Source organism: Myxococcus virescens, from assembly GCF_900101905.1.
In the GTDB taxonomy this organism is placed as follows: domain Bacteria; phylum Myxococcota; class Myxococcia; order Myxococcales; family Myxococcaceae; genus Myxococcus; species Myxococcus virescens.
The window spans coordinates 480,735-503,429 of record NZ_FNAJ01000006.1 but is presented as its reverse complement, the minus strand read 5'-3'; the positions used below and the strand labels follow the sequence as shown (position 1 = coordinate 503,429).

Here is a 22,695-nt window from a genome sequence, read left to right as displayed (position 1 = left end):
CGCTGATTCGTTACAGTGCTGCCGGCTGCGCTTCGCAGCGCGACCTGGCTGGCACCGTCTTAAGAAATTGACTGCGGTTTCCGCAATCTAGCTTCTTCTTGGGCTTGCTATTTGGTTTTCAAAGAGCGAGTCGCTTGTCCCGCCAGCGACTTCCTGCTACTGTCTTCTTCGTTGCTGCCTCGCCGTCTTTTTTTCTGCCCGGCGGGGTGTCAGTTTCTATTTCAGCTCGGCGTCTTCTGTCAAGCTACTGTTTCGCCGTCCTGCTGGCTTCCGGAGTCTTCAGCGCCGCCCAGTGGCTTCCGCTGATTCCCTCCAGAGGGGCGCGGCTTCTACCTCTTCGCCGCCTTCCCTGTCAACCGCTGCTTCGTTGACTCCCTCGACTCTCCCACCCTTGCTTCCGGGCTTCTTCGTCGGGGCGCGGCTTCTACCACCACCGCGTCTCCTGTCAACTCGCTGCGTTGACCGCCGTATTCCGCATTGTCGTACTGACTCGCTCGAAGTGTCTTCCGCGCCAGTGCGCGGGCTTCTTTGCGAGGGGCGCGGCTTCTATCACCGCCGCGTTGAGGGTCAACAAACTTCGTCGACCGATGCTTCCCGATCGTCTCCTGGGTGACGGGCACCGAGGCGGCGAGCAGGGGTTCACTTACTAACGCGCCGCTTCCTGCGCGTCAATGGATCTTGATCGGCGCCGTGACCCAGCGCCCGACCCTGCAGTTTCAACGCACCTTCATTGGTGACAACCCAGGTCCCGGGGAAGCGCATTCCACCTGAAAAATCCGAGGCTTACCGCTCGGGGGGCAACCGGCCCTCCGAGCGAGGGCGCGCGATCCTGGCGTTCAGGGCTTCTAGCGACGGTCATTGTCCGGCCGCCATGACGTCCCGAAGAGCCAGTCCGCGAACGGGAACGAGATGTTGAAGTTGTGGCGCTGCATCTTCGAAGGGTCGTGATGGGCTTCGTGGTGGCGGCGCAGCTGCCGCATCAGCGCGAGCCTAGCCACCGGGTGCTCGGGCGGCAGGTGGTGGCAGAAGTGCAGCCACTCGTACGTCAGGTAGTACCCGACCGCTGATGCGACGAAGAGCCACCCCACGTTTGGCGAGATGAGGACGAAGCACAGCGCCCCCAGTGGCGCGGCGATGGCGCCCAGGAAGAACATCAGCAATACCGGGGGAAAGAGCACCATCTTCACGTCCCGAGCGGACTCGTAGGCCAGGGCCTCGTGCGTGAAGAAGCGGTGGTGCTGCTCGGTGTGCCGCTGGAAAAGAAGGCCCAGCCCCGGCCGGCGGTGGTGCATGAGCCCGCGGTGCCCCAGGAACTCCACCACATTGCCCAGCAGGAAGACCGCAGGCAGCGTCAGCCATTCCAGGGGCCGCCTTCCCTCCAAGTGGGACACGGCGAAGCCGATGACCGCCAGCGAGCCCAGGCTCGTGAAGACGAAGTGTGCACGCCCGGAGTAGCGAGGGCTGACGTGCTTGCGCCGGTAGTCCTCGCGGAATCGCGCCACGCGCTCGGGGATGGAGCGCGTGGCGCTGGCGGCTTCGGCCATCCTGTCATCCTGACTAGCCCTTCTGGCGGGCCTTCACTTTCTGGAGCTTCTTCATCCGGTCCAGGATGAGCGTGCGCTTGAGGCTGGACAGGTGGTCCACGAAGACGTGCCCGTCGAGATGGTCGATTTCATGCTGCAGCACGTGCGCGAGCCGGCCTTCCGCCTCGAGTTCATGCCATTCGGCCGACTTGTCCTGGTAACGCACCTTCACCTTGTGGAAGCGCGGGCACTTCTCCCACTCGCGCGGGACGGACAGGCAGCCCTCTTCCATCGTCACCGGCTCCTTCTTCTCCAGAATCTGCGGATTGACGATTTCGAAGAAGGTGCCGTCCTCCCGTCCCACCAGCGCCACGCGCAGGGATTCGCCGACCTGGTTGGCGGCGATGCCGATGCCTTCGGCTTCCTTCATGGACTCGGCCATCTCCTCCAAGAGCTTCTCGAGCGGAGGGCCGAAGTCAGTCACGGGCTTGGTGGACGAGGTGAGGACCTTATGGGGCCAGATGACAATGTCGCGAGCCATGGGCCGCAATCTGCCATGCACGCCTCCTCAGCGCCGCCCGATTCCGCATGGCAACGGTCCACCGGTTCACACGACGGCCGTCCCCCACCGGGCCCGTTCTCCGCCAGTCCCAAGGCAACGCCCAGCCCCACCGTGGCGCGCGTCAGGACCTCCGCTCCCCATTGAAGCCATCCGTCCAGACCAGCGGGACGCCCTTTCCCGCCGGGAGGCCATGCGGAGTGTTCGCTCGAGCGGCCCTCCAGCTTCACCCTCCGAGCGATGCCATCCGGACAGTTGGCGCGTCTTCACGGACGGGTCTGCTACACCTGTCCCATGCACCCGCACGCCCAACTCATCAATGACTTCTACTCAGCGTTCCAACGCCGGGACGCCCAGGCCATGGCCGCCTGCTACCACCCTGAGGTGGAGTTCTCCGACGCCGCCTTCGTCGGACTCCGTCGCCGGGAGCCCGGTGCCATGTGGCTCATGCTCTGCGAGCGCGGCAAGGACCTGGAGGTCACCTTCCGAGACGTGCAGGCCGATGACCACCGGGGCCGCGCCCACTGGGATGCGACCTACACGTTCAGCGGCACCGGCAGGAAGGTGCTCAACCGCATCGATGCCGAGTTCGAGTTCCGCGACGGGAAGATTGTCCGACACCGCGACCACTTCGACTTCTGGACCTGGTCCCGTCAGGCGCTGGGCCCCACCGGGCTGGTGCTCGGGTGGACGCCCCTGTTGAAGAAGAAGGTCCAGTCGAAGGCCCGGAAGTCCCTGGACATCTTCATGCGCGAGCGTGGCATTCCCCTGGAGTGAGGAGGACACATGGCACCGCCCGCGAGTGAGCGCCCGTCAGTGGAGGCCCTGGACCTCTGGCTCCTGGAGGCCGCCATGGAGCTGCCCACGCCCCTGCACATGCTCGTGGAGCCGAACCCGCACATCGCGCTCAACATGGCGGACGATCCGCGGATGTCCCGGGAGGAGCTGTGTGAGCGGCTGTCGCTGCTCGCCGAGCGCGGACTCATTCGCGTCCACGCGCTTCCAGACGGACTGCAGGAGATGTTCTCCCCCGAAGAGATTTCAAGCGCCATTGAGGCCCGGCAATCCCGCACTCCCTTTGGCTACTCGCTCACGGAGGCCGGCGGCGCCATCTGGGAGCACCACGCCAGGCCCGATTGGAGCCGGTTCGTCAACGCGGGGCAGGAGCCCTCCGCCGACGAGGCCCAGGACGCCTGGGTCATCGAGGCCGCGAGTCTCGAAGCCGCGGACGCAGAGTTCCACTTCCATGAGTCACTCGGCGATGTGCATCAGCCGGTGGGCGAGTCGAAACACGGCGAGGTGCTGACGCCATGGCAGGTGACGTACTGGAAGACGCTGCCTCACGGATACCGGCTCCGGTACGTCACCGTGCCGCGCCCTGCCGACCCGGCTCGGAGCAGGAGCGTGCCCTCCCGACCGCCTTGGTACACGCGCGTCTGGCTGTGACGCCGCGCCCACGCGCTCACGGCTCCGATTCGGACGTCTCGAGGTGCTGGTACGTCAGCGGGCCGTCCCCCTCGCGGGCCAGTTGGGCCGTGCAGCGAACGTTGCCCCGCCAGTCCAGGAGCTGGAGGCCCAACGTGCCGTCCTCGTGCAGCAGCAGCGAGCCATAGCCGTTGTTACCCAGCTCGAGCCTCAGGTCCGTCCACTCGGGGAAGCGTGGGTGCGACTCCAGGAAACGCACGGGTGCTGGAGACTTCAGGCCCGGCGTCACCGCTCGCACCGGGAGACCCGCGTGCCCCAGGCTTCCTCCCAGGAACGGGAGCGCGGCGCTCCGGTCGAACAGTGCTCCGTAGGGCGTGGCGCCCCAGAACCACAGGTCGACCTGTGCGCGCTCGACCGCCAGTTCCCGGAGGTCTTCCAGCAAACCGGCGTGCCTTGCTTCTCCGTACCGGTAGGGCGCATCGTGGCTCAGGAGGATGTTCGTTGCGCCTCGCTGGCGGCCCTCCTTCAGCACTGACTCCAGCCAACTCAGGAGCGCGGGCTCCTGGTGCCGTCCTGGCTCGAAGTACGCGGTGTCCAGACCGATGAGTTGGAAGCGCTCCGAGGCCAGGCAGAAGTAGCTTCCCTCCTGGACTTGCTTCGCTCGTGAGGCACCTCGCCGCTCGTCCAGGTAGCGGTAGAAGGGTGTGCCTCCGGAACGCATCTCCGGCCCCGCGTTCAACGTCATCAGCGTTGTGACTGGCAGCAGCGGTTCGAGCGGCTCGGCCACGTGCGCGTCGAATTCGCCCCGACGGCCCGCGTAGTAAACGCCTCCGAGGTGCACCGCGTACTCCAGCCGCTCGCCTCGCATGATGAGCTGACGGGCCACATAGCGCGCGGGGTACTCGCCCGTGCCGAAGCCTCCGAACAACGCGACCTCCACCGGCCGTCCCGGCGCGGGCTCGCGGAGCGCGTAGCGGAAACGCGTGGCGTGATGCACATCGTCGTGCCGACGGAACTCCGCCCGGTGCCAGCCGCCGTGCAGCCAGGCCCGACCGCTGAACAGGAGCCATCCGCGCAGGTCCGCCACTGGCTCAAAGCGGGTTCGCGAGGAGTCGATGGGGATTTCATTCGTCATCAGCGGGAAGGTGAAGTCCGGCGGCAGTGACGCCGAAGCCCGTGCCTGGAATGCCGGTTGCCGCAGGGCTTGGAGCGCGGCTTCGGGCTCGCGCAAGGACTGCTCCAGTTCCTGGAGCACGTGCACCAGGGCTCCCTCTGAGACGGGCGCGCCCAAGTCCTGGCGGATGAGGCTCAGGACCTCTTCCGGCTCGCGCAAGAAGCGCTCGCGCAGCGCGCCCAGGTCGTCTGGACCGAGCGGCGGCAACTCCGATACGTCGGCGCTCGCGACTCCGGACGTCGTCTGAGCCGTTGCCGCGGCTGAAGGAGCCCGGTACCCGAGTGCCGTGTAGAACTCCATCCGCTTGCGGTCCATGGGCGCATCATCGCCCGTTGGCCCGACGCGGGGAATGCCATGCTCGACCGGCCGACGTGGGGATGGCCGAGCCTGCCGCAGGACCGCCACGTTTGCTCATCGGGCCTGAGCAATGAACACAGGGTGTCGCCGTCTACGGCACCCTCCTGTGTCTGGGCAAACCGCTGTCCAGCGCTTGCCCCTGCCCAGTCCCGTGGTTCCCGTGTCGCCGAGTGGCGACTACTGCCGCGCTTTCGCTGCGGCCTCGGCCTCCTGCGCTTTCGTCACCTTGCTCGCGTCACGCTGGTGGCCATCACGGTAGGCGTAGAGCGTGTAATACGAACCCGTGGCGTAGCCCGGCAGCTTTCGGGGATTGAAGACGCTGGTGCTCGACACCGAGCCACCCACGAAGCCCTTGGGCACGTCCACCAGTCGCATCGCGCAGCCAGCCAGGACCAGCCCCGCCACTGGCACATCGTTGCTCACCAGCGTGCACGTCCCCCGCGCCGTGAAGCGCCCCTCCGGCAGGTTGTAGCGCATGTAGACATTCAGCTGCTGCCCGGCGGGAAAGGCGCTGTCCGTCACCTGGACGCACGCCGTCGCCGAGCCCACGCGCCGGCCGCCCCCGTCCACCACCTTGCCGTCCTTGGGATTGTGCTCTGGCACATACACACTCCCGCCCAGCTTCACGTTCACCTCGAAGGGCGCCGCCGCGCACACCGCCGGGTCCGCGGGGCTCGCCGGGTCCTCCTGCGTGCGGAACTGCATCACCACCTCATTGGCCCCCGCCTGCGCCGACAGCAACAGGACACCCAACATCCCCACCGCACCGCCGAGCTTTCGCGACATGGCGTATCTCCCTCCAGACCGTGAGGGGCTTTTCAGCCCTCCGCTTGCACCCCTTCGACGCGCCCCGCGCCAGGGCTACTGCCACGACAGCGTGTATTCGGTGTCGAGCGGCCCCGTCTGCCGGCCGTGCACCTGAACCTGCTTGCCACCGACTGCCTCGATGACAGCCTGGAGCGTGCCCTCGTGGTAGGCGGGCGGCATGAAGTCCCGCTTCATCGTGAAGATGCCGCTGGTGTCGCCCGTCCACTTCACCGCGCGCTCGCCGTAGCTGACCGCCGCGCGGTAACCCGAGTGCAGGTTGCCCACGAGCCGCTTCGGACTGTCCGACGCCAGCAGCAACAGCGTCTTGCCCGCCGCCGAAGACAGGAAGTCCGTCGTGGCCACCACGCCCATGCGCCGCAGCGCTCCGTCGAAGCCGCCGTGCTCCGGGCCCATCACCTGCGCCGCCGTGAAGGACATCCGCAAGAAGGCAGCCACCGGGTAGTTGAAGAAGTCGATGAAGCGCGTCTCGCCACTGGCCGCCAGACAGCGCTCCACCGCCGCGTCCCCTCCCATCGTGCGAACGGCGGACACCACGCCATTGAAGAAGAGCCCACGGGCCGTGTCGTCTTTCGTCGCCAGCGCCAATCGCGCGTCCAACTCCTTGGCGATATTTGGATCCATCTTGTTCATTACAACCTCACGAGTTGCGCGCCGTAATGGACGTTCGCGCCTACCGCTGCCACGACCACCAGGTCACCACTTCCCAGACGCACGCGTCCTGCTTCCAAGTCCTCAGCCAGAAGGATGAGCATCCCCGCCGCCGACGTGTTGCCGTAGCGGTCCACGTTGCACGCCACCGCCTCACGCGGCAGTCCCGCCCGTTCCACGAAGGCGTCCATCACTCGCTTGTTCGGCTGGTGGAAGTAGTACCGCTCCACCTTCGAACGCAGCTCCGGACGCGGCCCGAGGACGGCGTCGAGGCACTTCTGCATGTACTCCGGATAGCTGCGCGCGACGCGGAAGCCATCCACCACGAAGGCCATGTCCGCCGGGCGCATCCGCCCCGGCTGATACGGCAGCTTCAACAAGCCGCCACCCTTGCGGATGACCAGGTCTCCGTACGCGTTGCCGGAGAAGGACGCCAGGATACCCTCCGCCCCCGACGCTCCTGGCTTCGACTGGAGCACCACCGCGCCCGCGCCGTCGCCGAAGACATACATGGAGAGGTAGCCCTGCAGCGTCTTCGAGCGGCCCGGCCCGGGCGGCAGCTCGTCCGTGTAGACCTCCCGGTTCACCAGCGGAGACGTGAAGGCAGAGGCCACCACCGCCACCGTGCGGAAGCGCCCTCCGTCCATCATCTTCTTCACCATGTCCAACACGTACGGCGTGCCACCGCAGCCGTCGTCCACCACGAGCCCGAACGCGTCCTCGCGCAGCTCCAGCCGCCGGTGCAGCTCCATGGCGTCGTGGTTGAAATGCGGCGCGTCCGGCGTACACGTCACCACGAAGAGCGCGTCCAACTCCTTGGCATCCACACCCGCCTGGGCGAGTGCCTTCTGGAGCGCCACCTCGCACATGTCCGTGTTGTTGGCCGGGTAGACGTGCCCGTCATTCTCGGGCGGCGGAATCGCCCGGCCCGTGGCCTCGTCGATGTCCCAGAGGAAGCGGCGCTCGCGGATGCCGACCTTCTCCTCGATGCGCTCCGCCGGCCACCCTGGGATGGCCCTGGCGATCCGCTCGTTGCTCACCACGCGTGAAGGAACGAAGGCACCGGCTCCGACGACACAGACATTGGGTGTCATTTAATGGCCCCGTTTTTTCACAGCCTCGCCATATGGGAGGGATTCCCTGGCGACGGGGGATTGAGCAGGATTCAGGCCATATACGAAGTCATTGAAACAACTGCCACTGGCGAACAGGACCGATTCATCCGTGAATCATCTTCCAGCCAACGGCGCGACGAAACCACCGGGATTGCTGGAGATTTCCAGTGCTTCACAAATGAAGCAGCAACCGTTGCGAATGAAGCACTCCGTCATGAGAATTTCCTCTCAGTGACTGAGCATGTCACCCCAGGTGTCGCCAATGACTTCACTGCACTGTGAAAAGGGCCGCTGCGCGCATGAGTGATTGATGACCCATGCGACGAAGCCGGGCGCCGAGCCTCTCACTGAGAGTATCTGGATTGAAGGGCAGATGAGACAGCTGTGCTGAAATCAACACATCGGGAAGGCCGCCCACCCATGGGGGGCGGCCACTCACCGACCTGGCGCGGCTCAGAACGGGATGTTGTCGTCGTCGTTCGGTGGAGGGATGTCGTCGCCGCCGTAGCTTCCGCCTCCGAAGCCGCCACCGCCCCGGCCACCACCGTAACCACCCTGGTTGCCATAGCCGCCCTGGCTGCCATAGCCACCGTCGCTGCCACCCCCCGCGTCGCCGCCCCGCTGCCGCGCGATTTCCGCCTCGATGGCGGCGAGCAGCTGGCGCTCCTTGTCGTGCCAGCGCGACTTGCTCGCGTCATTCAGCGTGCGGCGCGCGCCGTTGGCGTAGAACTCCAGGTCGCCCATGCTGGCGCCGACAATGGGTCCGCCCTTGCTGCGGCCGTAGTTGGGGAAGACCATTCCATCACCACCACCGCCGCCACCGCTGCTCGCGGGCGCTGACCGCCGCGCCGCCGGGGCCGCCGCGTCCGGCGTGCCGCCGATGGACATCTCTCCCAGCGTCAGCGTGAAGCCCTCGCCGCTCTTGAACGCCGTGCCCACACGCACCTGCTCCACCCGCCCGTCGGGACGACGCACCGCCACGGTGACCGGATAACCTTGCTCGCTCATGCCGGGCCGAATCCCATCCCCGCCCCGCCACTGTCAACGGAGACTCGAAGGGGATGTCCGGGAACCGGTCGCTCGTCCGGCCTGCTCACCGCGCTTCCTGGATTCCACTTGAGCGGCTCGGGCCCGAAGGCCCGAGGGAATCCGCGGAGCGCGGCGCTCGAATCAGAACAGCGAGCCCTGGGAGGAAGAGCGGCCCTTCTTGCGCTTGCCGGCTCCAGCCTTCGCCTTGGTGGTCTTGACCTGGCGCCCACCCTTGGCCGCGGCCTTCTTCGCGGCCGGCGCCTTCTTGGCCACCGACTTCTTCGCGGCGGCCGGGGCCTTCTTCGCCCGTGCGGCCTTCTTCGCGCCCGCGGCCTTCCGACCCGCTGACTTCTTCGCGGCGGCCGGCGCCTTCTCCTCGGCGGGCGGCGGCGCCACCACGGGGGCCGGGGCCTTCTTCCTGGCCCCGCCCTCACGCAGCGCCTTGCTGGCGGCGCGGCCACGCGGCAGCGTCACGTCCTCCACCGATTGCGGAAGCGCGTCGTCCTTCCACGCCGACGGGCGACGGTTGGTCCGCATCAGCAACCGCAGCTTCTGGTAGTGCGCCGAGCAGTACCCCTTGGAACGGCTGGGGCGCTCGCAGCCGATGACGGCGCACGCCCGGGTGCCCTCCTCCGCGCGCGCCTGACTGACGACCGGCTTCGCGGCCACGGGCCGGCCCACGGCTGCGCGACCCCTTGGCGCCGCGACCACCTGCTTGCGGCCTCCGCGCGTGGACGCGGGCAGCTCCGTGGGCGTCCGCACTCCCGCCATGGCGCCGAGACGGCTGGTCAGCGGCGCCAACCGGTGCGTCACCTCACGCAGCAACTCCAGGGCCTCCAGGCCTTCCTCCATGCGCCGGACCGCCTGCTGCAACGGGACCAACTGCGCATCGAGTTCGCGCCGGAAGACTTCGCCAAGAGCATTCGCAATGGACATTGCTCGGGAGAATACACCGGGCCCCGGGAAACCGGTGTGAAAACCTGTGCTTGGCTCGCACCAATCGTTGACCGGCGGGCGAAGCCATACATCCCGTGAGGTCGGCCCCTCCCGCCAGCGCAGCGCCTACCCCCGGACGCTGACGGTGGCTGGCGGCTCGGCCCGAGGGAGGGCGCGCTCCGGGGCCTCCCGCTGGAGCTCGGGCGGCCGGCTGACGGCGGCCGTCCCGCAGGTGCGCGCCGCCAGGGAGCAGGCCCCCACGAGCAACAGTGCTGGAACAAACAGGTGACCCATGGCGCCTCCCTCGAAGCAAGTGACGGACGTGAATGCCGACCAACCCCGCGGGTCTCCTCTCCGCGAGTCCGCCCGGCTGCTTCTGCCCGAGACATACGAACGAGCTTGCCGTTCGGGTCTGACGTTCCCGGAGCCCCGGGTACGTGAGCCCCCCAGACACCGCGGCGGATGTTAAAGGGATGGGGCATGAGCCAGGCGCCCACTCCCGTCCGCTTCAAAGGCACCGACACCTACCTGACCCACGAGAGCCTCCAGGCCGCGGTCAACTGCGCGCTCACCCTCCAGCGCCCCCTGCTGGTGAAGGGCGAGCCCGGCACCGGCAAGACGCTGCTGGCGGAGGCCATCGCCGAGGCCCTGGGGCACCGGCTCATCACCTGGCACGTGAAGAGCACCACCCGCGCGCAGGACGGCCTCTACGTCTACGACACCGTGCAGCGCCTGTATGACTCGCGCTTCAACGACGGGGACGTGCGAGACATCCGCAAGTACATCCGCCAGGGGCCGCTGGGTGAGGCCTTCTCCTCCCCCGAGCGCGTGGTGCTGCTCATCGACGAGGTGGACAAGGCGGACCTGGAGTTCCCCAACGACCTGCTCCACGAGCTGGACCGGATGCGCTTCCGCGTCACCGAGACGGGTGACGAGGTGGTGGCGAAACACCGCCCCGTGGTGGTGATTACATCCAACAACGAGAAGGAGCTGCCGGACGCCTTCCTGCGCCGGTGCGTGTTCCACTTCATCGACTTCCCGGACGCGGAGCTGATGCGCCGTATCGTCGGCGTGCACCACCCGGGCCTGGACAGCGCGCTGTCCGAGCAGGCGCTGAAGGTCTTCTACGAGCTGCGCAGCTTCACCCGCCTGCGCAAGAAGCCCTCCACCAGTGAGCTCATCGACTGGATTGCCGTGCTCAAGGCCCAGGGCGTCAACGACCTCAAGCTGGACGAACAGCTCCCCTTCCTGGGCGCGCTGCTGAAGAAGGAGCAGGACCTGGTCTCCGTGGCGGAGGCCTTCGGGCGTGGGCGCCGTCCCCGGGCCTGACGAGGCGCTGCCATGTTCCTGCCCTTCTTCTACGAGCTGCGCCGGCGCGGGCTGAAGGTCGGCGCCCAGGAGGCGCTGGCGCTGGCTGGCGCGCTGCGAGCGGGCCTGCACGACAGCCACCTGGACGGCTTCTACCATGTGGCCCGGGCGCTGCTCGTGCACTCGGAGACGCAGCTGGATGCGTTCGACCAGGCCTTCCTCGCCCACTTCCAGGGCGTGGAGTCGGCGAGCCTGGAGCTGACGCAGGAGCTGCTCCACTGGCTGGAGGAGGCCCGCGAGCGGCCCGACCTGAGCCCCGAGGAGGTCGCGCTGCTGGAGCAGCTGGACCCGGAGGAGATTCGCCGGCTCTTCGAGGAGCGCCTGAAGGAGCAGAAGGAGCGCCACGACGGTGGCAACCGCTGGGTGGGCACTGGCGGCACGTCGCCCTTCGGCAACAACGGCTTTGGCCGTGAGGGCATCCGCGTGGGCGGCGGCGCGGGCAACCGCCAGGGCCGCGCGCTGATGCAGGCCGGCGCCCGGAAGTACGCCGGCTATCGCGACGACGTGGTGCTGGACACGCGGCAGATGGCGGTGGCACTGCGCAAGCTGCGCGCCTTCGCCCGGGACGGCGCGCCAGACGAGCTGGACGTGGACGAGTCCATCGCCGCGACCGCGCGCAACGCCGGTGAGCTGGAGGTGGTGACACGGCCGCCGCGACGCCCCAACACGCGCGTGGTGCTGGCCATGGACGTGGGCGGCTCCATGGACCCGTACGCGGCGCTGGTGAGCCGGCTGTTCAGCGTGGCCAGCCAGGCGACGCACTTCAAGGAGCTGCGCACCTACTACTTCCACAACTGCGTCTACGGAAAGCTCTACGCCACGCCGCAGCTCACGGGCGGAATCACGGTGCCGGAGCTGGTGGCCCAGGTGGGACGGCACCACAAGCTGGTGATGGTGGGGGACGCCTCCATGGCGCCCTACGAGCTGTCCATCCGCACCGACGCGCAGGGGCACTACAAGACGGACGGGCTGGAAGGGCTGACGTGGCTGATGCAGCTGGCGCAACACTTCGAGCGCAACGTGTGGCTCAACCCGGAGCCCATGGGCACGTGGCGCTCGGGGACCATCTCCGTGATTGCCCGCGTGTTCCCCATGTTCGCCCTGACGGTGGAGGGCCTGGGTGAAGCCGTCACGCACCTGACGCGCGGACGGACCGTGAGGGGCGCGGCGGCGCGGCGCTGAGGCGGGTCCGTAGGGCGCGCGGGATTCATTCCCGTGCCCCCCAGGGCAGGAATTCCGGGTGCGCCCGTGGACTGGCGGACGGCCGGGCGAGCCCCAGCGCATTTGGTGCAGCACCTGGAGCGTCACTTGCGGCATGGTGCGCGCGCACGCGAGCGGGACCGCGAGGACACCATGACAACCGACAAGCAGGACGTGCTGGCCATCAACACCATCCGCACCCTCGCCATGGATGCGGTACAGCAGGCCCACTCGGGCCACCCGGGGGCTCCCATGTCCCTGGCCCCCGTGGCGTACCAGCTCTGGCAGCAGGAGCTCCGGTATGACCCGTCCCACCCCATCTGGCCGGACCGGGACAGGTTCATCCTGTCCAACGGCCACGCCTCCATGCTGCTGTACGCGCTGCTCCACCTGGCCGGGGTGAAACGCGTCACGCGGGAGTACACCGTCGAGGACGCGCCCACCGTGTCGCTCGAGGACATCAAGAAGTTCCGGCAGCTCGACTCGTCCACCCCGGGCCACCCCGAGTACCGGTGGACCAGCGGCGTGGAGACGACCACCGGCCCCCTGGGCCAGGGCGTGTCCAACAGCGTGGGCATGGCCATGGCCAGCCGCTGGCTCGCGAGCTACTACAACCGCCCCGGCTTCGAGATGTTCGGCTACGACGTCTACGCCATCTGCGGCGACGGCGACCTGATGGAGGGCGTGGCGTCCGAGGCGGCGTCCATCGCCGGCCACCTCCAGCTGCCCAACCTGTGCTGGATCTACGACAGCAACCACATCTCCATCGACGGCAGCACCGACCTGGCCTTCACCGAGGACGTGGGCCGGCGCTTCGAGGCCTACGGCTGGCGCGTGCTGCGCGTGCCGGACGCCAACGACTTGAACGCCATGGGTGAGGCGCTGCGCACCTTCAAGACGGCGCGCGGCAAGCCCACGCTCATCATCGTCACCACCCAGATTGCCTACGGCGCGCCCAAGCTCCAGGGCTCCTCCAAGGCCCACGGCGAGCCGCTGGGCGACGAGGAAATCAAGGGCACCAAGCGCTTCTACGGCTGGCCCGAGGACGAGAAGTTCCTGGTCCCCGACGGCGTGCGCGAGCGCTTCCAGGAGCGCATGGGCGCTCGGGGCAAGCAGCTGCGCACGGCGTGGGAGCAGAAGTTCGCCGAGTACCGCAAGCAGTTCCCCGAGCTGGCCGACCAGCTGGAGCGCATGCAGCGCCGCGACGCGCCCCAGGGCTGGGACGCGGAGCTGCCGACGTTCCCCGCCGACGCCAAGGGACTGGCCACGCGCGACTCCAGCGGCAAGGTGCTCAACGCCATCGCCAAGCACTACCCGTGGCTGGTGGGCGGCTCGGCGGACCTCAACCCGTCCACGAAGACGTACATCACCGGCGGAGAGGCGATGAAGCCGGGCGAGTACGCGGGGCGCAACATCCACTTCGGCGTGCGCGAGCACGCGATGGGCTCCATCGTCAACGGCCTGTGCCTGAGCAAGCTGCGCGGCTACGGCGCCACGTTCCTCATCTTCAGTGACTACGAGCGCCCCGCCATCCGCCTGTCCGCGCTGATGGAGCTGCCCGCCATCCACATCTTCACCCACGACTCCATTGGCGTGGGCGAGGACGGCCCCACCCACCAGCCGGTGGAGCAGCTGGCGTCGCTGCGCGCGATTCCCGGCATCATCGTGCTGCGCCCCGGTGACGCCAACGAGGTGGTCGAGTCGTGGCGGGTGATTGCCCAGCAGCGCAAGCACCCGGTGGTGCTGGTGCTCACGCGCCAGCCCGTGCCCACGCTGGACCGCAGCAAGTTCGGCGCGGCGTCCGGCGTGGCTCGCGGCGGCTACGTGCTGTCCGAGGCGGAGGGCGGCAAGCCGGAGGTCATCCTCATCGGCACCGGCAGCGAGGTGTCGCTGTGCCTGGACGCCCAGGAGAAGCTCAAGGCGGACGGCATCCCTTCGCGCGTGGTCAGCCTGCCGTCGTGGGAGCTGTTCGAGGCGCAGTCCCAGGAGTACCGGGACAGCGTGCTGCCTCCGTCCGTGCGCGCCCGCGTCGCGGTGGAGAAGGGCGCCGCCTTCGGCTGGGAGCGCTTCGTGGGGCATGACGGCAACATCGTCGCCATGCGCAGCTTCGGCGCCTCCGCGCCCATCAAGGCGTTGCAGCAGAAGTTCGGCTTCACCGCGGACCACGTGGCACAGCAGGCGAAGGACTCGCTGAAGAAGACGAAGACGCGGCCGTAGCCCGCAAAAGAAGGAGCCTCGGACCGTCCCCCAACGGTCCGAGGCCCTCGGGCCTTTTCGGCATCCAGGTGCTCGTCCTGGCGGACTCATGGCGCGGAAGGGTGCGACCCCCGTCGCATCCCAGCCCCCCGGCTGGGGTTCCCCCCACGCCATGAGCCCTTCAGGTCACTTCAACGTCGTTCCCGGCTGCCTCGTGGGCGTGAGCGTCGCGTCCCCCCGGTCGCATCCCGGTTCCCCCGAACCGGCTTCCGCTCGCACCTTCAAGTCCTCCAGGTCCGACTGACTCGTTCGCTCGGGAGGTTCGCCCCCCAGCGCCTGGCCCCCCGGCCAGGCCCCCCGTGCTTCGAGCCCCGCTCCGTGCTGGAGCGTGATGTCCTGTCCTCTTGCGCGTGGCGTGCCACACACCGGTCCCGGTGGGCGCACCTGAGCGTCCCAAGTCTTTTCAGTGGGTTATGGATTCGGGTGCCCTTTCACGGGGCTGTGCGGGGTGGTGACAACTGTCATCACCGGTGACAACCGTCATCACCGGGATGGCTCCCAGGTGGTGACTCTTGTCACCGGTGGCCCATCCCAGGCGGGGCACGTGACACCTTGGCAACGGCGGGGCGGGCTTCCCGCGCGCGGGCCTACAGCCCTCCCCGCAGCTCCAGCTCGCTCCACAGTGCGCCGTCGCGCTCCCGTAGCAGGAAGGCGAGGCGCCCCTGGTGGAAGCCCCGAATGGGGGCCTCCGGATCCGGGAAGCCGGGGGGCAGCGTCCAATCCGCCGGCTGGAGGCCGCTCGCGGGGACGGGGCGCTCGCGGCGCAGCTCGCCCACCTCCGCGTCCGTGAGCGTCCGCACGCGGGCCCAGGGCAACAGGTCGCGTCCGTGCAGCCACACCCGTTGCCCCAGCCCCGGGTCCTCCCACGGACCAATCGCCGTGCGCCGCAGGGTGGACAGGTGCGCCCCGCAGCCCAGCGCGCGCCCCACGTCGCGGGCCAACGAGCGCACGTAGTAGCCCCCACGACAGCTCAGCCACAGGCGGCTGGCGCGCGGCAGGTCATGGGACAGCCAGCGCGCGGCGTGCAGGTACACGCGCGAGGGCGGCAGCTCCACGGCTTCTCCCCGATGCGCCTTCCGGTAGGCGGGCTCGCCCCCCACCTTCTTCGCGCTGGTGGCCGGAGGCACCTGCTCCCGCCAGCCCACGAAGGACGCCAGCGCCGCGTCCAGGGCCCCGGGCGTCAGCGCCGCCGTGTCTCCCTGGAGGACGGGCCGGCCGTGCAGGTCTCCCGTGTCCGTCTCCGTGCCCCAGACGACCTCCGCCTCGTAGACCTTGGGCACGGCGTGCAGCAGCTCGAACAGGCGCGGTGCCTGCCCCACCAGCACCAGCAGCAGCCCTTCCGCGAAGGGGTCCAACGTCCCGCCGTGGCACACCGGTATCCGCTTGCCCGGCTGCGCGGCCTTCGCCTCCTCCATGAACCGCTGCACCACCGAGAAGCTCGTGGCGCCCACCGGCTTGTGGACCCGGTAGATGCCCGGACTCAGTTTCCCTCCCACCGCGACCTCCTGTGGCCTCCCACCCTACCCCGGCCGGGAGTGCGATGGCGGAAGGTGGAACTCCCGCCGAGTCCGCAATGAAAGACAATTCATGTCGTGCGCCGGGGCGCCGCGCGCCCCCAAGGCCACGACCATTTCCCGCCCAAAAAACAAGCAACCGATGCATTGCCCGTCCTTTGGCATTCATCTGGCAACCATCTCGAATCAGGAACGCCATGACAGGCGTATGCCTGCGTGCAGGTGCAAGACGGCCATCCCCGCAGTGCCTCGCATTTCCCCAAGAGGTGTCTCCATGACGTCCCCGCTTCGCCCAGGCTGGGCCCTGCTGTCCGCCCTGACCCTGCTGCTGTCCGCCACCACCGGCTGTGATGACGACCCGCCTCCGCCCGTTCCCGACGCGGGGCAGCAGCCCACGGACGCCGGGACGGACGCGGGGCCCGAGGCGCCCTGGGATGGGGGCTACACCGTGCTGGACGACCCGGGTGACTGGATGGACCGGGGAGCGTTCTCCGCGTGCCGGTTCACCGTGGAGAACCCCAGCCTCGAGGCCTGCGCGGATCCGGCGAACTTCGACATGTCGTCCTGCAACGCGGACCAGCTCGCCGCGGTGGAGCAACACGGCATCTATGTGGGCGACGGGCGGTCGGAAAGGCGGCTCGCGGATGGGGGCACGTCCGTCACGCCGGGCACCGCCGCCTTCCAGCTCTTCGCGGATGGGGGACCCGACAAGGTGTTGGGCATTCCCGTCACCACGCGGAAGACGACCGGCGGCACCTTCTTCCTCTCCGGCAGACAGTCGAACCCCTACACCGGAGAGCGCGTCGTCTCGTTGGCGGGCTGTGAGACGCCCAGGCCCGACGTCATCACCGGCTGCTATGTCCGTTGCACGGAGACGCCCCGGTCCTCCACCCGGAGCATGGGCACCTTCGAGGCCGAGCGGGCGGAGCGGCGCGGCGAAGCGGAGTCGTCCGGCGGGATGCGGCTCGTCGCCGAGTCCTTCGTGGACCTGGGCGTACCGGTGGATGTCTACGTCACCCACGGCCACGCCTATGTGGTGTCCATAAACCAGGCCGGCCGCTTCGGCGGGCTCACCGTCTTCGACGTGAGCGACCCGGCGCATCCCTTCTTCAAGACCTCCATCAGCCTGCCGGGCGACTCGTATTGGAACGGCGTGTGGGCGAAGGGCGACGCGCTGTATGTCGCCAGCGCCGACACCGGCGTCTCCGTTTTCGACATCTCCAACCCGGGGTCACCGGAGTTCATCCTCAGCCTGCCGGGCAACGGCAACACCAACGTGCACACCGTCCTGGTGGATGGGGACCGTCTGTATGCGTCCGACGTCACCGACTTCGTGGGCAGCACCCGCGTCTACGACATCAGCACGCCGCTGGCGCCCGTCCTGCGGCAGGTCATCACCCTTTCCGAGAGCTCGTCGCTCGGCGGGCCCCATGACTTCTTCGCGTACGAGGGCCGCCTCTATCTCAGCAATGCGTATGGCGGTTACTCCGTCGTGGACGTCACCGACCTGGAGAACGTGCGCCACCTGGGCCAATACACCTACCCGGGGTTCGGCGGCTTCGCGCACCACAGCGCGGTGGGCACCTTCGCGGGCCGCACCATCGCCTTCGAGGGCGGCGAGTTTCCAGGTTCGCACCTGCGCGTGCTGGACGTCACCGACCCGGCGAACATCGTGAAGATTGGCGAGCACCGCATGCGGTACTCCACCTCCATCCACAACATGATTCTCAAGGGCGAGCGGCTGTACGTCGCCTGGTATCACGAGGGCGTGCGCGTGCTGGACGTGGCCAACCCCACCCAGCCCCGGCAGGTGGCGCACTTCAACACCTTCAGGGAGACAGACCCGCACCGGATGGGCGGCGCCTTCGAGGGCGCCATTGGCATCCGCCTGCCCGGGGATGGGTACGTCTACGTGGTGGACACGTCGCGCGGGCTGCTCATCTTCAACGAGCCATGAGCCAGCAGGGGGGCGTCACTTTGCGGCGCTCGCGATGGCTTCTATGCTGAACACAGGGCGCCCGCGAAACGATGCGGGCGCCCATTCTCCTCCTCCAGAGGCTGCACCTCATGTCTGTTCGTGCCGCGCGCCCGCTGCTGGCGATCGTTTGCGCCGTTTCGTTGTCCGCCTGCTCTTCGCCGGAGCCCACGCCGCCGGAGCCCACGCCACCGGCCTATAACGGCCCCTGGGCGGTGCTTCCGGAGCTGGGGGAATGGGTGGACCCCGGGGCCTTCGAGTCTTGCCCCGCGCAGACGTCCCAGGCGGCGTGCAACGCGCCGGAGACACTGGTGATGCCTGACTGTGACTTCGGCTCGCTCGCGGGCCTGGAGCGGCAGGGCGCCATCTACCGCGCGGAAATCCGGTACGAGACCCAGGTGCAGCCCGGCACCGTACAAGTCCTCCCGGCGAACGGGGGTTTCCAGTTCGATGCCTCGGGCCAGCCCACGTCCGTCATGGGGCGAAAGCCCCATACAGCCACCATGAATGGCGAGCGGTTCTTCATCTCCTCCGGCCCCACGAGCCAAACCAGTCTCCAGGACCGCTACACGTTCATCGGCTGTCACGCCCAGGGGCCCCGGAGCCTCACCGGCTGCGTTCTCTGGTGCCGAGGCAGCACCCTGCGCCATAGCGGTAGCTTCCGCGCCGAGCGCATGACGTGGCGAGAGGGCGAGCCCGAGTCCGCCAACCTTCAGCTCCTGTCCGAAATGCCCGTGGGCCTGGACACGCCTGTGGACGTGTATGTCACCCATGGCCACGCCTATGTCGTGGCCATCGACCGACGAGGCTTCGGCGGCGGCCTCGCCGTCTTCAACGTGAGCAATCCCTCCATTCCCGTCCAGCAGACGGTCATCCGATTCGGCCATAGCGACTACTGGAATGCCGTGTGGGCTCGAGACAATGCGCTCTACGTCGGCAGCGCTAGTTCCGGCCTGCTCGTGTTCGACCTGGCCGACCCGCGGTTGCCCGCCTTCGTGCGCAACCACCCCAGCGGTGGCGGCCCCGTCGACGTGCACACCCTCTTCGTGGATGGAAACCGGCTCTATGCCATGTCGCCATCCCACAAGCAGACGATCATCTTCGACATCACCCAACCGCTGGAGCCCCAGCTCCTCACCCGCTTCACGTATCCCAGAAGTGCGGGCTATCCGCATGACGCCTTCGCGTATGAGGGGCGCCTCTACATCAACCACCTCGACGATGGCTTCCTCATCGCAGGGCTGGACGGCGAGACACCGGAGTTGCTCGGCCGCTACACCTATCCCCATGCCTTCAGCCACGCCAACGCGGTGGGGACCTTCAATGGCCGCACCGTGGCCTTCGAGGGCGGCGAGACGATGGGCTCCCATATCCGCGTGCTGGATGTCACCGACCCGGCGAACATCGTGAAGATTGGTGAATACCGCCTGCGGGGCCTCACCTCCGTCCACAACATGCTGCTCGTGGGCACGCGGCTGTACGTCGCGTACTACCATGAGGGCGTGCGCGTCCTGGACGTGTCCAATCCCTCGCAGCCTCGCGAAATCGCGCACTACAACACCTTCCGCGAGTCAGACCCGAACCGGACAGACAAGCTGACCGACGGCGCCATCGGCATCCGCGTGCCCGGAGACGGACGCATCTACGTGGTGGACACGTCGCGCGGGCTGCTCATCTTCAACGAGCCGTAGCCCTGAGGCTCACGCCTCGATGCGGTTGCGGCCGTTCTCCTTCGCGCGCAAGAGCCGCCGCGTCACCACCGCGCCCGCGGACGAGCAACGCCTCCAGCGCCGCCACCTTCTCCTTCAGCCGGGCGCCGTCCTCCGCGTTGAGCGTCGCGAGGCTGGCGGCCAGGTCGTCCACTTCCACGTTCACTTCCTCCGCTTCCTCCAGCGCCTCGGGCGGTGGCGTGGGCGGCAGGGCGGGCGCGGGGAAGAGCTGGTTCACCCAGACGAGCAGCTCCTCCGGGTAGCCCTTCTCACGCAGGAAGGTACCCACCAGGGACTGCAAATCCTTGTCGTCCTCCAGGAACAGGAGCGTCCTGCTGTTCATGAGGGGTGTGCCTCTGATCTGCCCCCTGGCTGAGCACCGCGGGAGCGGCGGATGGAGACGTGGCCCCTCGCGCCGTGAGGGCGCTACGGCACGCCCGTGAGCACGCGCCCGTCGTACACCCGGATGAAGCCCCCGTCCTGGTCCCTGATGGCGCTGAAGCCACCGGTCACCACGACATGGCCCGTCGGGGTGAGCGCGAGGTCACTGATACGGGTCGGGCCTCCCAACCCCGTGCTCCCCTCGACGTAGGTCACCGGGCCGGGAGCGCGGGTCGTGAGGTTCATCGCAGAGAACCAGCCCCGGCCAATCTCCGTTCCGACCGCAGAGAACTCGTGCCCGCCGATGAGCAGCGCGCCAGAGGGCGAGAAGGTCTGCAGGGTGACCAAGCCCGGCCCAGACGGGACCGTCGCGGTCCACCGCGTCACCCCGTCCGCGCCAATCCACCGCTGGGTGAAGCCCCCGGTGGACTGGTGGTTGGGGAAGAGAATACTCGCCGCGCCCTCGGCGTTGACGGCGAAGAGGTTCCAGCTGTCCTCCGTCTCCCACACGATGGCGCCCTCGGCGCTGTACTTCCGGACGTAGGACTTCACGAACACCGACTCCCCGGACGTCGCGTCCCGGTTGTGCACGCTGCCGGACAGATAGACCTCACCCTGGGCATTCACCGCCAGGCCGGAGGCGTAGTTGAACTGGCCCTCGTCGAAGAGCAGGCTCCAGCGCTCGACACCCTGCGGCGAGAGGGCGATGAGCTTGAGCTGACTCGCGAGTTCATGATTGCCCAGGTTCAACAGCACGTAGACGTGCCCGTTGGCGCTCACCGCGAGCTGGTGCCAACTGGGATTCTCGACGGCCTCTGAAGACGTCCACGGCGCCTGCCCGCTCGCGCTGTACCGGGTCACCCGCCCGAAGGAGTCCACCACGTAGGCGTTGCCCGCGCCATCCTGGGCCATCTTCACCCCGCCGCTCAGGGGGACCGACCAGCGCAGCTGCCCGGTGCTGCTGAACCGCAGCAACTGCCCGACCTCCAGGACGTGGATGTCGCCGCCGGCCGAGACCGCCACACTCAGGGGATGGGAGCTCCGCCGCACCTCCCACCGCAGGAAGGACTCGAGCTCCTCCAGGGAGACGACCTTCGTCCCGTCGATGACGAGCGAGCAGCCGCCGCCCGCCACCACGGTGCAGTCCCCGCCCCAGGTCGGAAACCCCGCCGGCGCGGTCCGGAGGGTCACCTGCGCCTTGCGGACCGCCACCCTGCACGGCTCGCCGCAGGACCAGCCCTCCCCCTCGGCCACCACGTGCACTCCGGCACCGGGCAGGCTCCGCACCTCCACATAGCCGACGCCCAGGCCCTTGAGGACCGCACTGTCCACGTCCGGAGCGCCCTCCACCTTGAGGCGGGCCTCGCTCGGCCCCGCCAGCCGGGGCGAGAACCGCACCCGCACCTCGCACTCCATGCCCGCGTCGAGGAAGCGCTCGCAGGTGTTGGCGACGATGGTGAACCCGCTGCCCTCCACCTTGACGGACACGGACTCCACCGCCGACGGAGACGCATTGCGCACGGTGAAGAGGTGCTCGGGGGAGGTCTGGCCCACCTCCAGCTCACCGAAGTCGACCGCCTCCCGGTCGATGATGAGCACGGCCGGGGCCGGCTTCTGTTCATCGTCGGAGTCGGAGCACGCGGTGGAAAGGACAGACGCGCTGAGCAGCAAGGAGAGCAAAGACTTGCGAAGCATGGGCGGCCTTCTAGGTGAGCCCCTGTCCGCGTGACAAGTGACTCCCCCCCGACCCACCACCCGTGGAGCCCGCACCGACGGCGCGCATGCGTCTGTCATTACCCGGTGAGCAGGAATGCAGCCTGCCCCCGCCCCCCCGAGCTCCGTGGGGGCCGGGGACGAAGCGCCTAGGAACCGGCGTCGCCTGGCTCCGCCACGCAGTGGCCCTGCTTGCAGCGGGGCACGAAGGATGGGTAGGCACACTGGCCGGTGCTGACGCAGATGGGAGACTCCGTGCAGTAGCGCAGCACCTCCTCGGCGGCCCGCGTCGCGAACTCCGCGCGGCTGGCGGTGTTCACCATCGCCGGGGGGCACTCCCCATAGCCCGTGCACCGGCCGTTGACGGTGACGGCCACGCAGTCACTGTCCTGCTGGCAGCTGTCGCGCTCCGTGCGCAGGCTCTCCAGCGCGCAGTGCACCGTCTTCAGGCGCGGGCAGTTGTAGTCCTCGTTGGCGCACCCGGGATACGTGTACGTCTCCTGGGGATGCAGGGGCAGTGTGCCTTCCGTGGAGTCAGTCCCATCCGCACGGCAGCCCAGCCACAACCCCACGAACAACAGCAACGCCAGCTTGCGCATCCGCATCCCCATCTGTGTCGTCGGCCCCAGCCCCACATCCTCGCCAGAAGATGCCGCGTCTCCAATCGAAGGTTGCCGGGTGCGTTGGATTGCCACGCCCCAGCCTGAACGGTTGTTCAAAGGCGCTCAACCCGGAGCGCCACCCGCGGAACAGCCAAGACGACGAACGGGAGCGCCCCTGCGCACCTTGGCGGGTCCAGCGCGGAAGGCGAGCGAGCGGGCGGGCGGACGGGCGGACGTAGCGGCCCCCCAGGAAGGCGTTCGACCGTGAGCCGCCAGAAAGACGCCTGTTCGTTGACTCCTGGCGGCTCCAGAATCCTTGTGACGCGGTGGACGCATCCGCGCTGTCGACTCAATCCACCCGGGCCGGGGTACGGAGGAGACAC

Annotated in this window: 21 protein-coding genes; 8 read left to right on the top strand and 13 right to left on the bottom strand. The window is 68.3% G+C overall.

Annotated features, from left to right (window positions below):
• Positions 1–845: 845 nt before the first annotated feature.
• Both BLU09_RS20700 and def read right to left on the bottom strand, forming a co-directional pair.
• Positions 846–1,544 carry a sterol desaturase family protein gene (locus tag BLU09_RS20700; protein ID WP_090491262.1) on the bottom strand — a complete coding sequence of 233 codons (699 nt, stop codon included), beginning with the start codon at positions 1,542–1,544 and terminating at the stop codon, positions 846–848.
• A 13-nt stretch (positions 1,545–1,557) separates the two neighbouring features.
• Positions 1,558–2,064, bottom strand: a complete 507-nt coding sequence (gene def, locus BLU09_RS20695) for a peptide deformylase (RefSeq protein WP_090491261.1) — start codon at positions 2,062–2,064, stop codon at positions 1,558–1,560.
• A 312-nt stretch (positions 2,065–2,376) separates the two neighbouring features.
• On the opposite strand from def, the gene BLU09_RS20690 reads away from it, so the two are divergent.
• Together BLU09_RS20690 and BLU09_RS20685 are read left to right on the top strand one after the other, a co-directional pair.
• Positions 2,377–2,859, top strand: a complete 483-nt coding sequence (locus BLU09_RS20690) for a nuclear transport factor 2 family protein (protein WP_090491260.1) — start codon at positions 2,377–2,379, stop codon at positions 2,857–2,859.
• A 9-nt stretch (positions 2,860–2,868) separates the two neighbouring features.
• Positions 2,869–3,528, top strand: a complete 660-nt coding sequence (locus BLU09_RS20685; RefSeq protein WP_244171901.1) for a hypothetical protein — start codon at positions 2,869–2,871, stop codon at positions 3,526–3,528.
• Between the two features lie 16 nt (positions 3,529–3,544).
• Here the strand turns inward: BLU09_RS20685 and BLU09_RS20680 are convergent, their stop codons facing one another.
• From BLU09_RS20680 to BLU09_RS20665, 4 genes are all read right to left on the bottom strand, one after another.
• Positions 3,545–4,996 (bottom strand): hypothetical protein, encoded by a 1,452-nt coding sequence (locus BLU09_RS20680; protein ID WP_186817879.1) that lies wholly within the window; start codon positions 4,994–4,996, stop codon positions 3,545–3,547.
• A gap of 219 nt (positions 4,997–5,215) precedes the next feature.
• Positions 5,216–5,824, bottom strand: coding sequence for a hypothetical protein (locus BLU09_RS20675; RefSeq protein ID WP_090491257.1), 609 nt, complete (start codon positions 5,822–5,824; stop codon positions 5,216–5,218).
• A 75-nt stretch (positions 5,825–5,899) separates the two neighbouring features.
• Positions 5,900–6,496 (bottom strand): DUF2378 family protein, encoded by a 597-nt coding sequence (locus tag BLU09_RS20670; protein ID WP_011557265.1) that lies wholly within the window; start codon positions 6,494–6,496, stop codon positions 5,900–5,902.
• On the bottom strand, positions 6,496–7,608 hold the full coding sequence (locus BLU09_RS20665; protein WP_090491256.1) for a 3-oxoacyl-ACP synthase III family protein: 1,113 nt from the start codon (positions 7,606–7,608) through the stop codon (positions 6,496–6,498). The genes BLU09_RS20670 and BLU09_RS20665 overlap by 1 nt, the downstream gene beginning before the upstream one ends.
• Before the next feature lie 60 nt (positions 7,609–7,668).
• On the opposite strand from BLU09_RS20665, the gene BLU09_RS38265 reads away from it, so the two are divergent.
• Complete coding sequence (locus tag BLU09_RS38265) at positions 7,669–7,911, top strand: hypothetical protein (protein WP_143043157.1); 243 nt, start codon at positions 7,669–7,671, stop codon at positions 7,909–7,911.
• A gap of 171 nt (positions 7,912–8,082) precedes the next feature.
• On the opposite strand, the gene BLU09_RS20660 is transcribed toward BLU09_RS38265, so the two are convergent.
• The 3 genes from BLU09_RS20660 to BLU09_RS38825 all read right to left on the bottom strand — a co-directional run bounded on the left by BLU09_RS20660 (position 8,083) and on the right by BLU09_RS38825 (position 9,888).
• Positions 8,083–8,637, bottom strand: a complete 555-nt coding sequence (locus tag BLU09_RS20660) for a hypothetical protein (protein WP_090491255.1) — start codon at positions 8,635–8,637, stop codon at positions 8,083–8,085.
• A 162-nt stretch (positions 8,638–8,799) separates the two neighbouring features.
• Positions 8,800–9,594, bottom strand: a complete 795-nt coding sequence (locus tag BLU09_RS20655; protein ID WP_090491254.1) for a cell wall protein — start codon at positions 9,592–9,594, stop codon at positions 8,800–8,802.
• Positions 9,595–9,720: 126 nt separating this feature from the next.
• Entirely contained in the window at positions 9,721–9,888 is a 168-nt protein-coding gene (locus tag BLU09_RS38825) for a hypothetical protein (protein WP_167371122.1), read from the bottom strand.
• Between the two features lie 186 nt (positions 9,889–10,074).
• Here BLU09_RS38825 and BLU09_RS20650 point away from each other — a divergent pair, with 186 nt between their 5' ends.
• The 3 genes from BLU09_RS20650 (at position 10,075) to tkt (ending at position 14,379) form a co-directional block, all read left to right on the top strand.
• A complete protein-coding gene (locus BLU09_RS20650; RefSeq protein ID WP_026114272.1) occupies positions 10,075–10,923 on the top strand; it encodes an AAA family ATPase in 849 nt (282 codons plus the stop codon).
• Between the two features lie 12 nt (positions 10,924–10,935).
• Entirely contained in the window at positions 10,936–12,144 is a 1,209-nt protein-coding gene (locus tag BLU09_RS20645; RefSeq protein WP_090491252.1) for a vWA domain-containing protein, read from the top strand.
• Between the two features lie 171 nt (positions 12,145–12,315).
• A complete protein-coding gene (gene tkt, locus BLU09_RS20640; RefSeq protein ID WP_186817878.1) occupies positions 12,316–14,379 on the top strand; it encodes a transketolase in 2,064 nt (687 codons plus the stop codon).
• 626 nt (positions 14,380–15,005) lie between these two features.
• Here tkt and truB read toward each other — a convergent pair.
• Positions 15,006–15,914, bottom strand: coding sequence for a tRNA pseudouridine(55) synthase TruB (truB, locus tag BLU09_RS20635; RefSeq protein WP_090491250.1), 909 nt, complete (start codon positions 15,912–15,914; stop codon positions 15,006–15,008).
• A 292-nt stretch (positions 15,915–16,206) separates the two neighbouring features.
• On the opposite strand from truB, the gene BLU09_RS20630 reads away from it, so the two are divergent.
• Together BLU09_RS20630 and BLU09_RS20625 are read left to right on the top strand one after the other, a co-directional pair.
• On the top strand, positions 16,207–17,889 hold the full coding sequence (locus BLU09_RS20630) for an LVIVD repeat-containing protein (protein ID WP_090491249.1): 1,683 nt from the start codon (positions 16,207–16,209) through the stop codon (positions 17,887–17,889).
• A 71-nt stretch (positions 17,890–17,960) separates the two neighbouring features.
• Entirely contained in the window at positions 17,961–19,598 is a 1,638-nt protein-coding gene (locus tag BLU09_RS20625) for an LVIVD repeat-containing protein (protein ID WP_090491248.1), read from the top strand.
• Here the strand turns inward: BLU09_RS20625 and BLU09_RS20620 are convergent.
• The 3 genes from BLU09_RS20620 to BLU09_RS20610 all read right to left on the bottom strand — a co-directional run bounded on the left by BLU09_RS20620 (position 19,585) and on the right by BLU09_RS20610 (position 22,405).
• Positions 19,585–19,959 carry a hypothetical protein gene (locus BLU09_RS20620; protein WP_244171900.1) on the bottom strand — a complete coding sequence of 125 codons (375 nt, stop codon included), beginning with the start codon at positions 19,957–19,959 and terminating at the stop codon, positions 19,585–19,587. The two genes, BLU09_RS20625 and BLU09_RS20620, sit on opposite strands and share 14 nt — an antisense overlap.
• Before the next feature lie 83 nt (positions 19,960–20,042).
• The gene (locus BLU09_RS20615; RefSeq protein WP_244171899.1) at positions 20,043–21,692 is read right to left on the bottom strand and encodes a PQQ-binding-like beta-propeller repeat protein; all 1,650 of its coding nucleotides are present in this window, start codon (positions 21,690–21,692) and stop codon (positions 20,043–20,045) included.
• A gap of 167 nt (positions 21,693–21,859) precedes the next feature.
• Entirely contained in the window at positions 21,860–22,405 is a 546-nt protein-coding gene (locus tag BLU09_RS20610) for a hypothetical protein (RefSeq protein WP_244171898.1), read from the bottom strand.
• Between the last annotated feature and the right edge of the window lie 290 nt (positions 22,406–22,695).

Coding starts and splice junctions, on each gene's coding strand:
- BLU09_RS20700 (WP_090491262.1), bottom strand. CDS start 1,544: ATGGCCGAAGCCGCCAGCGCCACGCGCTCCATCCCCGAGCGCGTGGCG.
- def (WP_090491261.1), bottom strand. CDS start 2,064: ATGGCTCGCGACATTGTCATCTGGCCCCATAAGGTCCTCACCTCGTCC.
- BLU09_RS20690 (WP_090491260.1), top strand. CDS start 2,377: ATGCACCCGCACGCCCAACTCATCAATGACTTCTACTCAGCGTTCCAA.
- BLU09_RS20685 (WP_244171901.1), top strand. CDS start 2,869: ATGGCACCGCCCGCGAGTGAGCGCCCGTCAGTGGAGGCCCTGGACCTC.
- BLU09_RS20680 (WP_186817879.1), bottom strand. CDS start 4,996: ATGGACCGCAAGCGGATGGAGTTCTACACGGCACTCGGGTACCGGGCT.
- BLU09_RS20675 (WP_090491257.1), bottom strand. CDS start 5,824: ATGTCGCGAAAGCTCGGCGGTGCGGTGGGGATGTTGGGTGTCCTGTTG.
- BLU09_RS20670 (WP_011557265.1), bottom strand. CDS start 6,496: ATGAACAAGATGGATCCAAATATCGCCAAGGAGTTGGACGCGCGATTG.
- BLU09_RS20665 (WP_090491256.1), bottom strand. CDS start 7,608: ATGACACCCAATGTCTGTGTCGTCGGAGCCGGTGCCTTCGTTCCTTCA.
- BLU09_RS20660 (WP_090491255.1), bottom strand. CDS start 8,637: ATGAGCGAGCAAGGTTATCCGGTCACCGTGGCGGTGCGTCGTCCCGAC.
- BLU09_RS20655 (WP_090491254.1), bottom strand. CDS start 9,594: ATGTCCATTGCGAATGCTCTTGGCGAAGTCTTCCGGCGCGAACTCGAT.
- BLU09_RS38825 (WP_167371122.1), bottom strand. CDS start 9,888: ATGGGTCACCTGTTTGTTCCAGCACTGTTGCTCGTGGGGGCCTGCTCC.
- BLU09_RS20650 (WP_026114272.1), top strand. CDS start 10,075: ATGAGCCAGGCGCCCACTCCCGTCCGCTTCAAAGGCACCGACACCTAC.
- BLU09_RS20645 (WP_090491252.1), top strand. CDS start 10,936: ATGTTCCTGCCCTTCTTCTACGAGCTGCGCCGGCGCGGGCTGAAGGTC.
- tkt (WP_186817878.1), top strand. CDS start 12,316: ATGACAACCGACAAGCAGGACGTGCTGGCCATCAACACCATCCGCACC.
- BLU09_RS20630 (WP_090491249.1), top strand. CDS start 16,207: ATGACGTCCCCGCTTCGCCCAGGCTGGGCCCTGCTGTCCGCCCTGACC.
- BLU09_RS20625 (WP_090491248.1), top strand. CDS start 17,961: ATGCGGGCGCCCATTCTCCTCCTCCAGAGGCTGCACCTCATGTCTGTT.
- BLU09_RS20620 (WP_244171900.1), bottom strand. CDS start 19,959: ATGAACAGCAGGACGCTCCTGTTCCTGGAGGACGACAAGGATTTGCAG.
- BLU09_RS20615 (WP_244171899.1), bottom strand. CDS start 21,692: ATGCTTCGCAAGTCTTTGCTCTCCTTGCTGCTCAGCGCGTCTGTCCTT.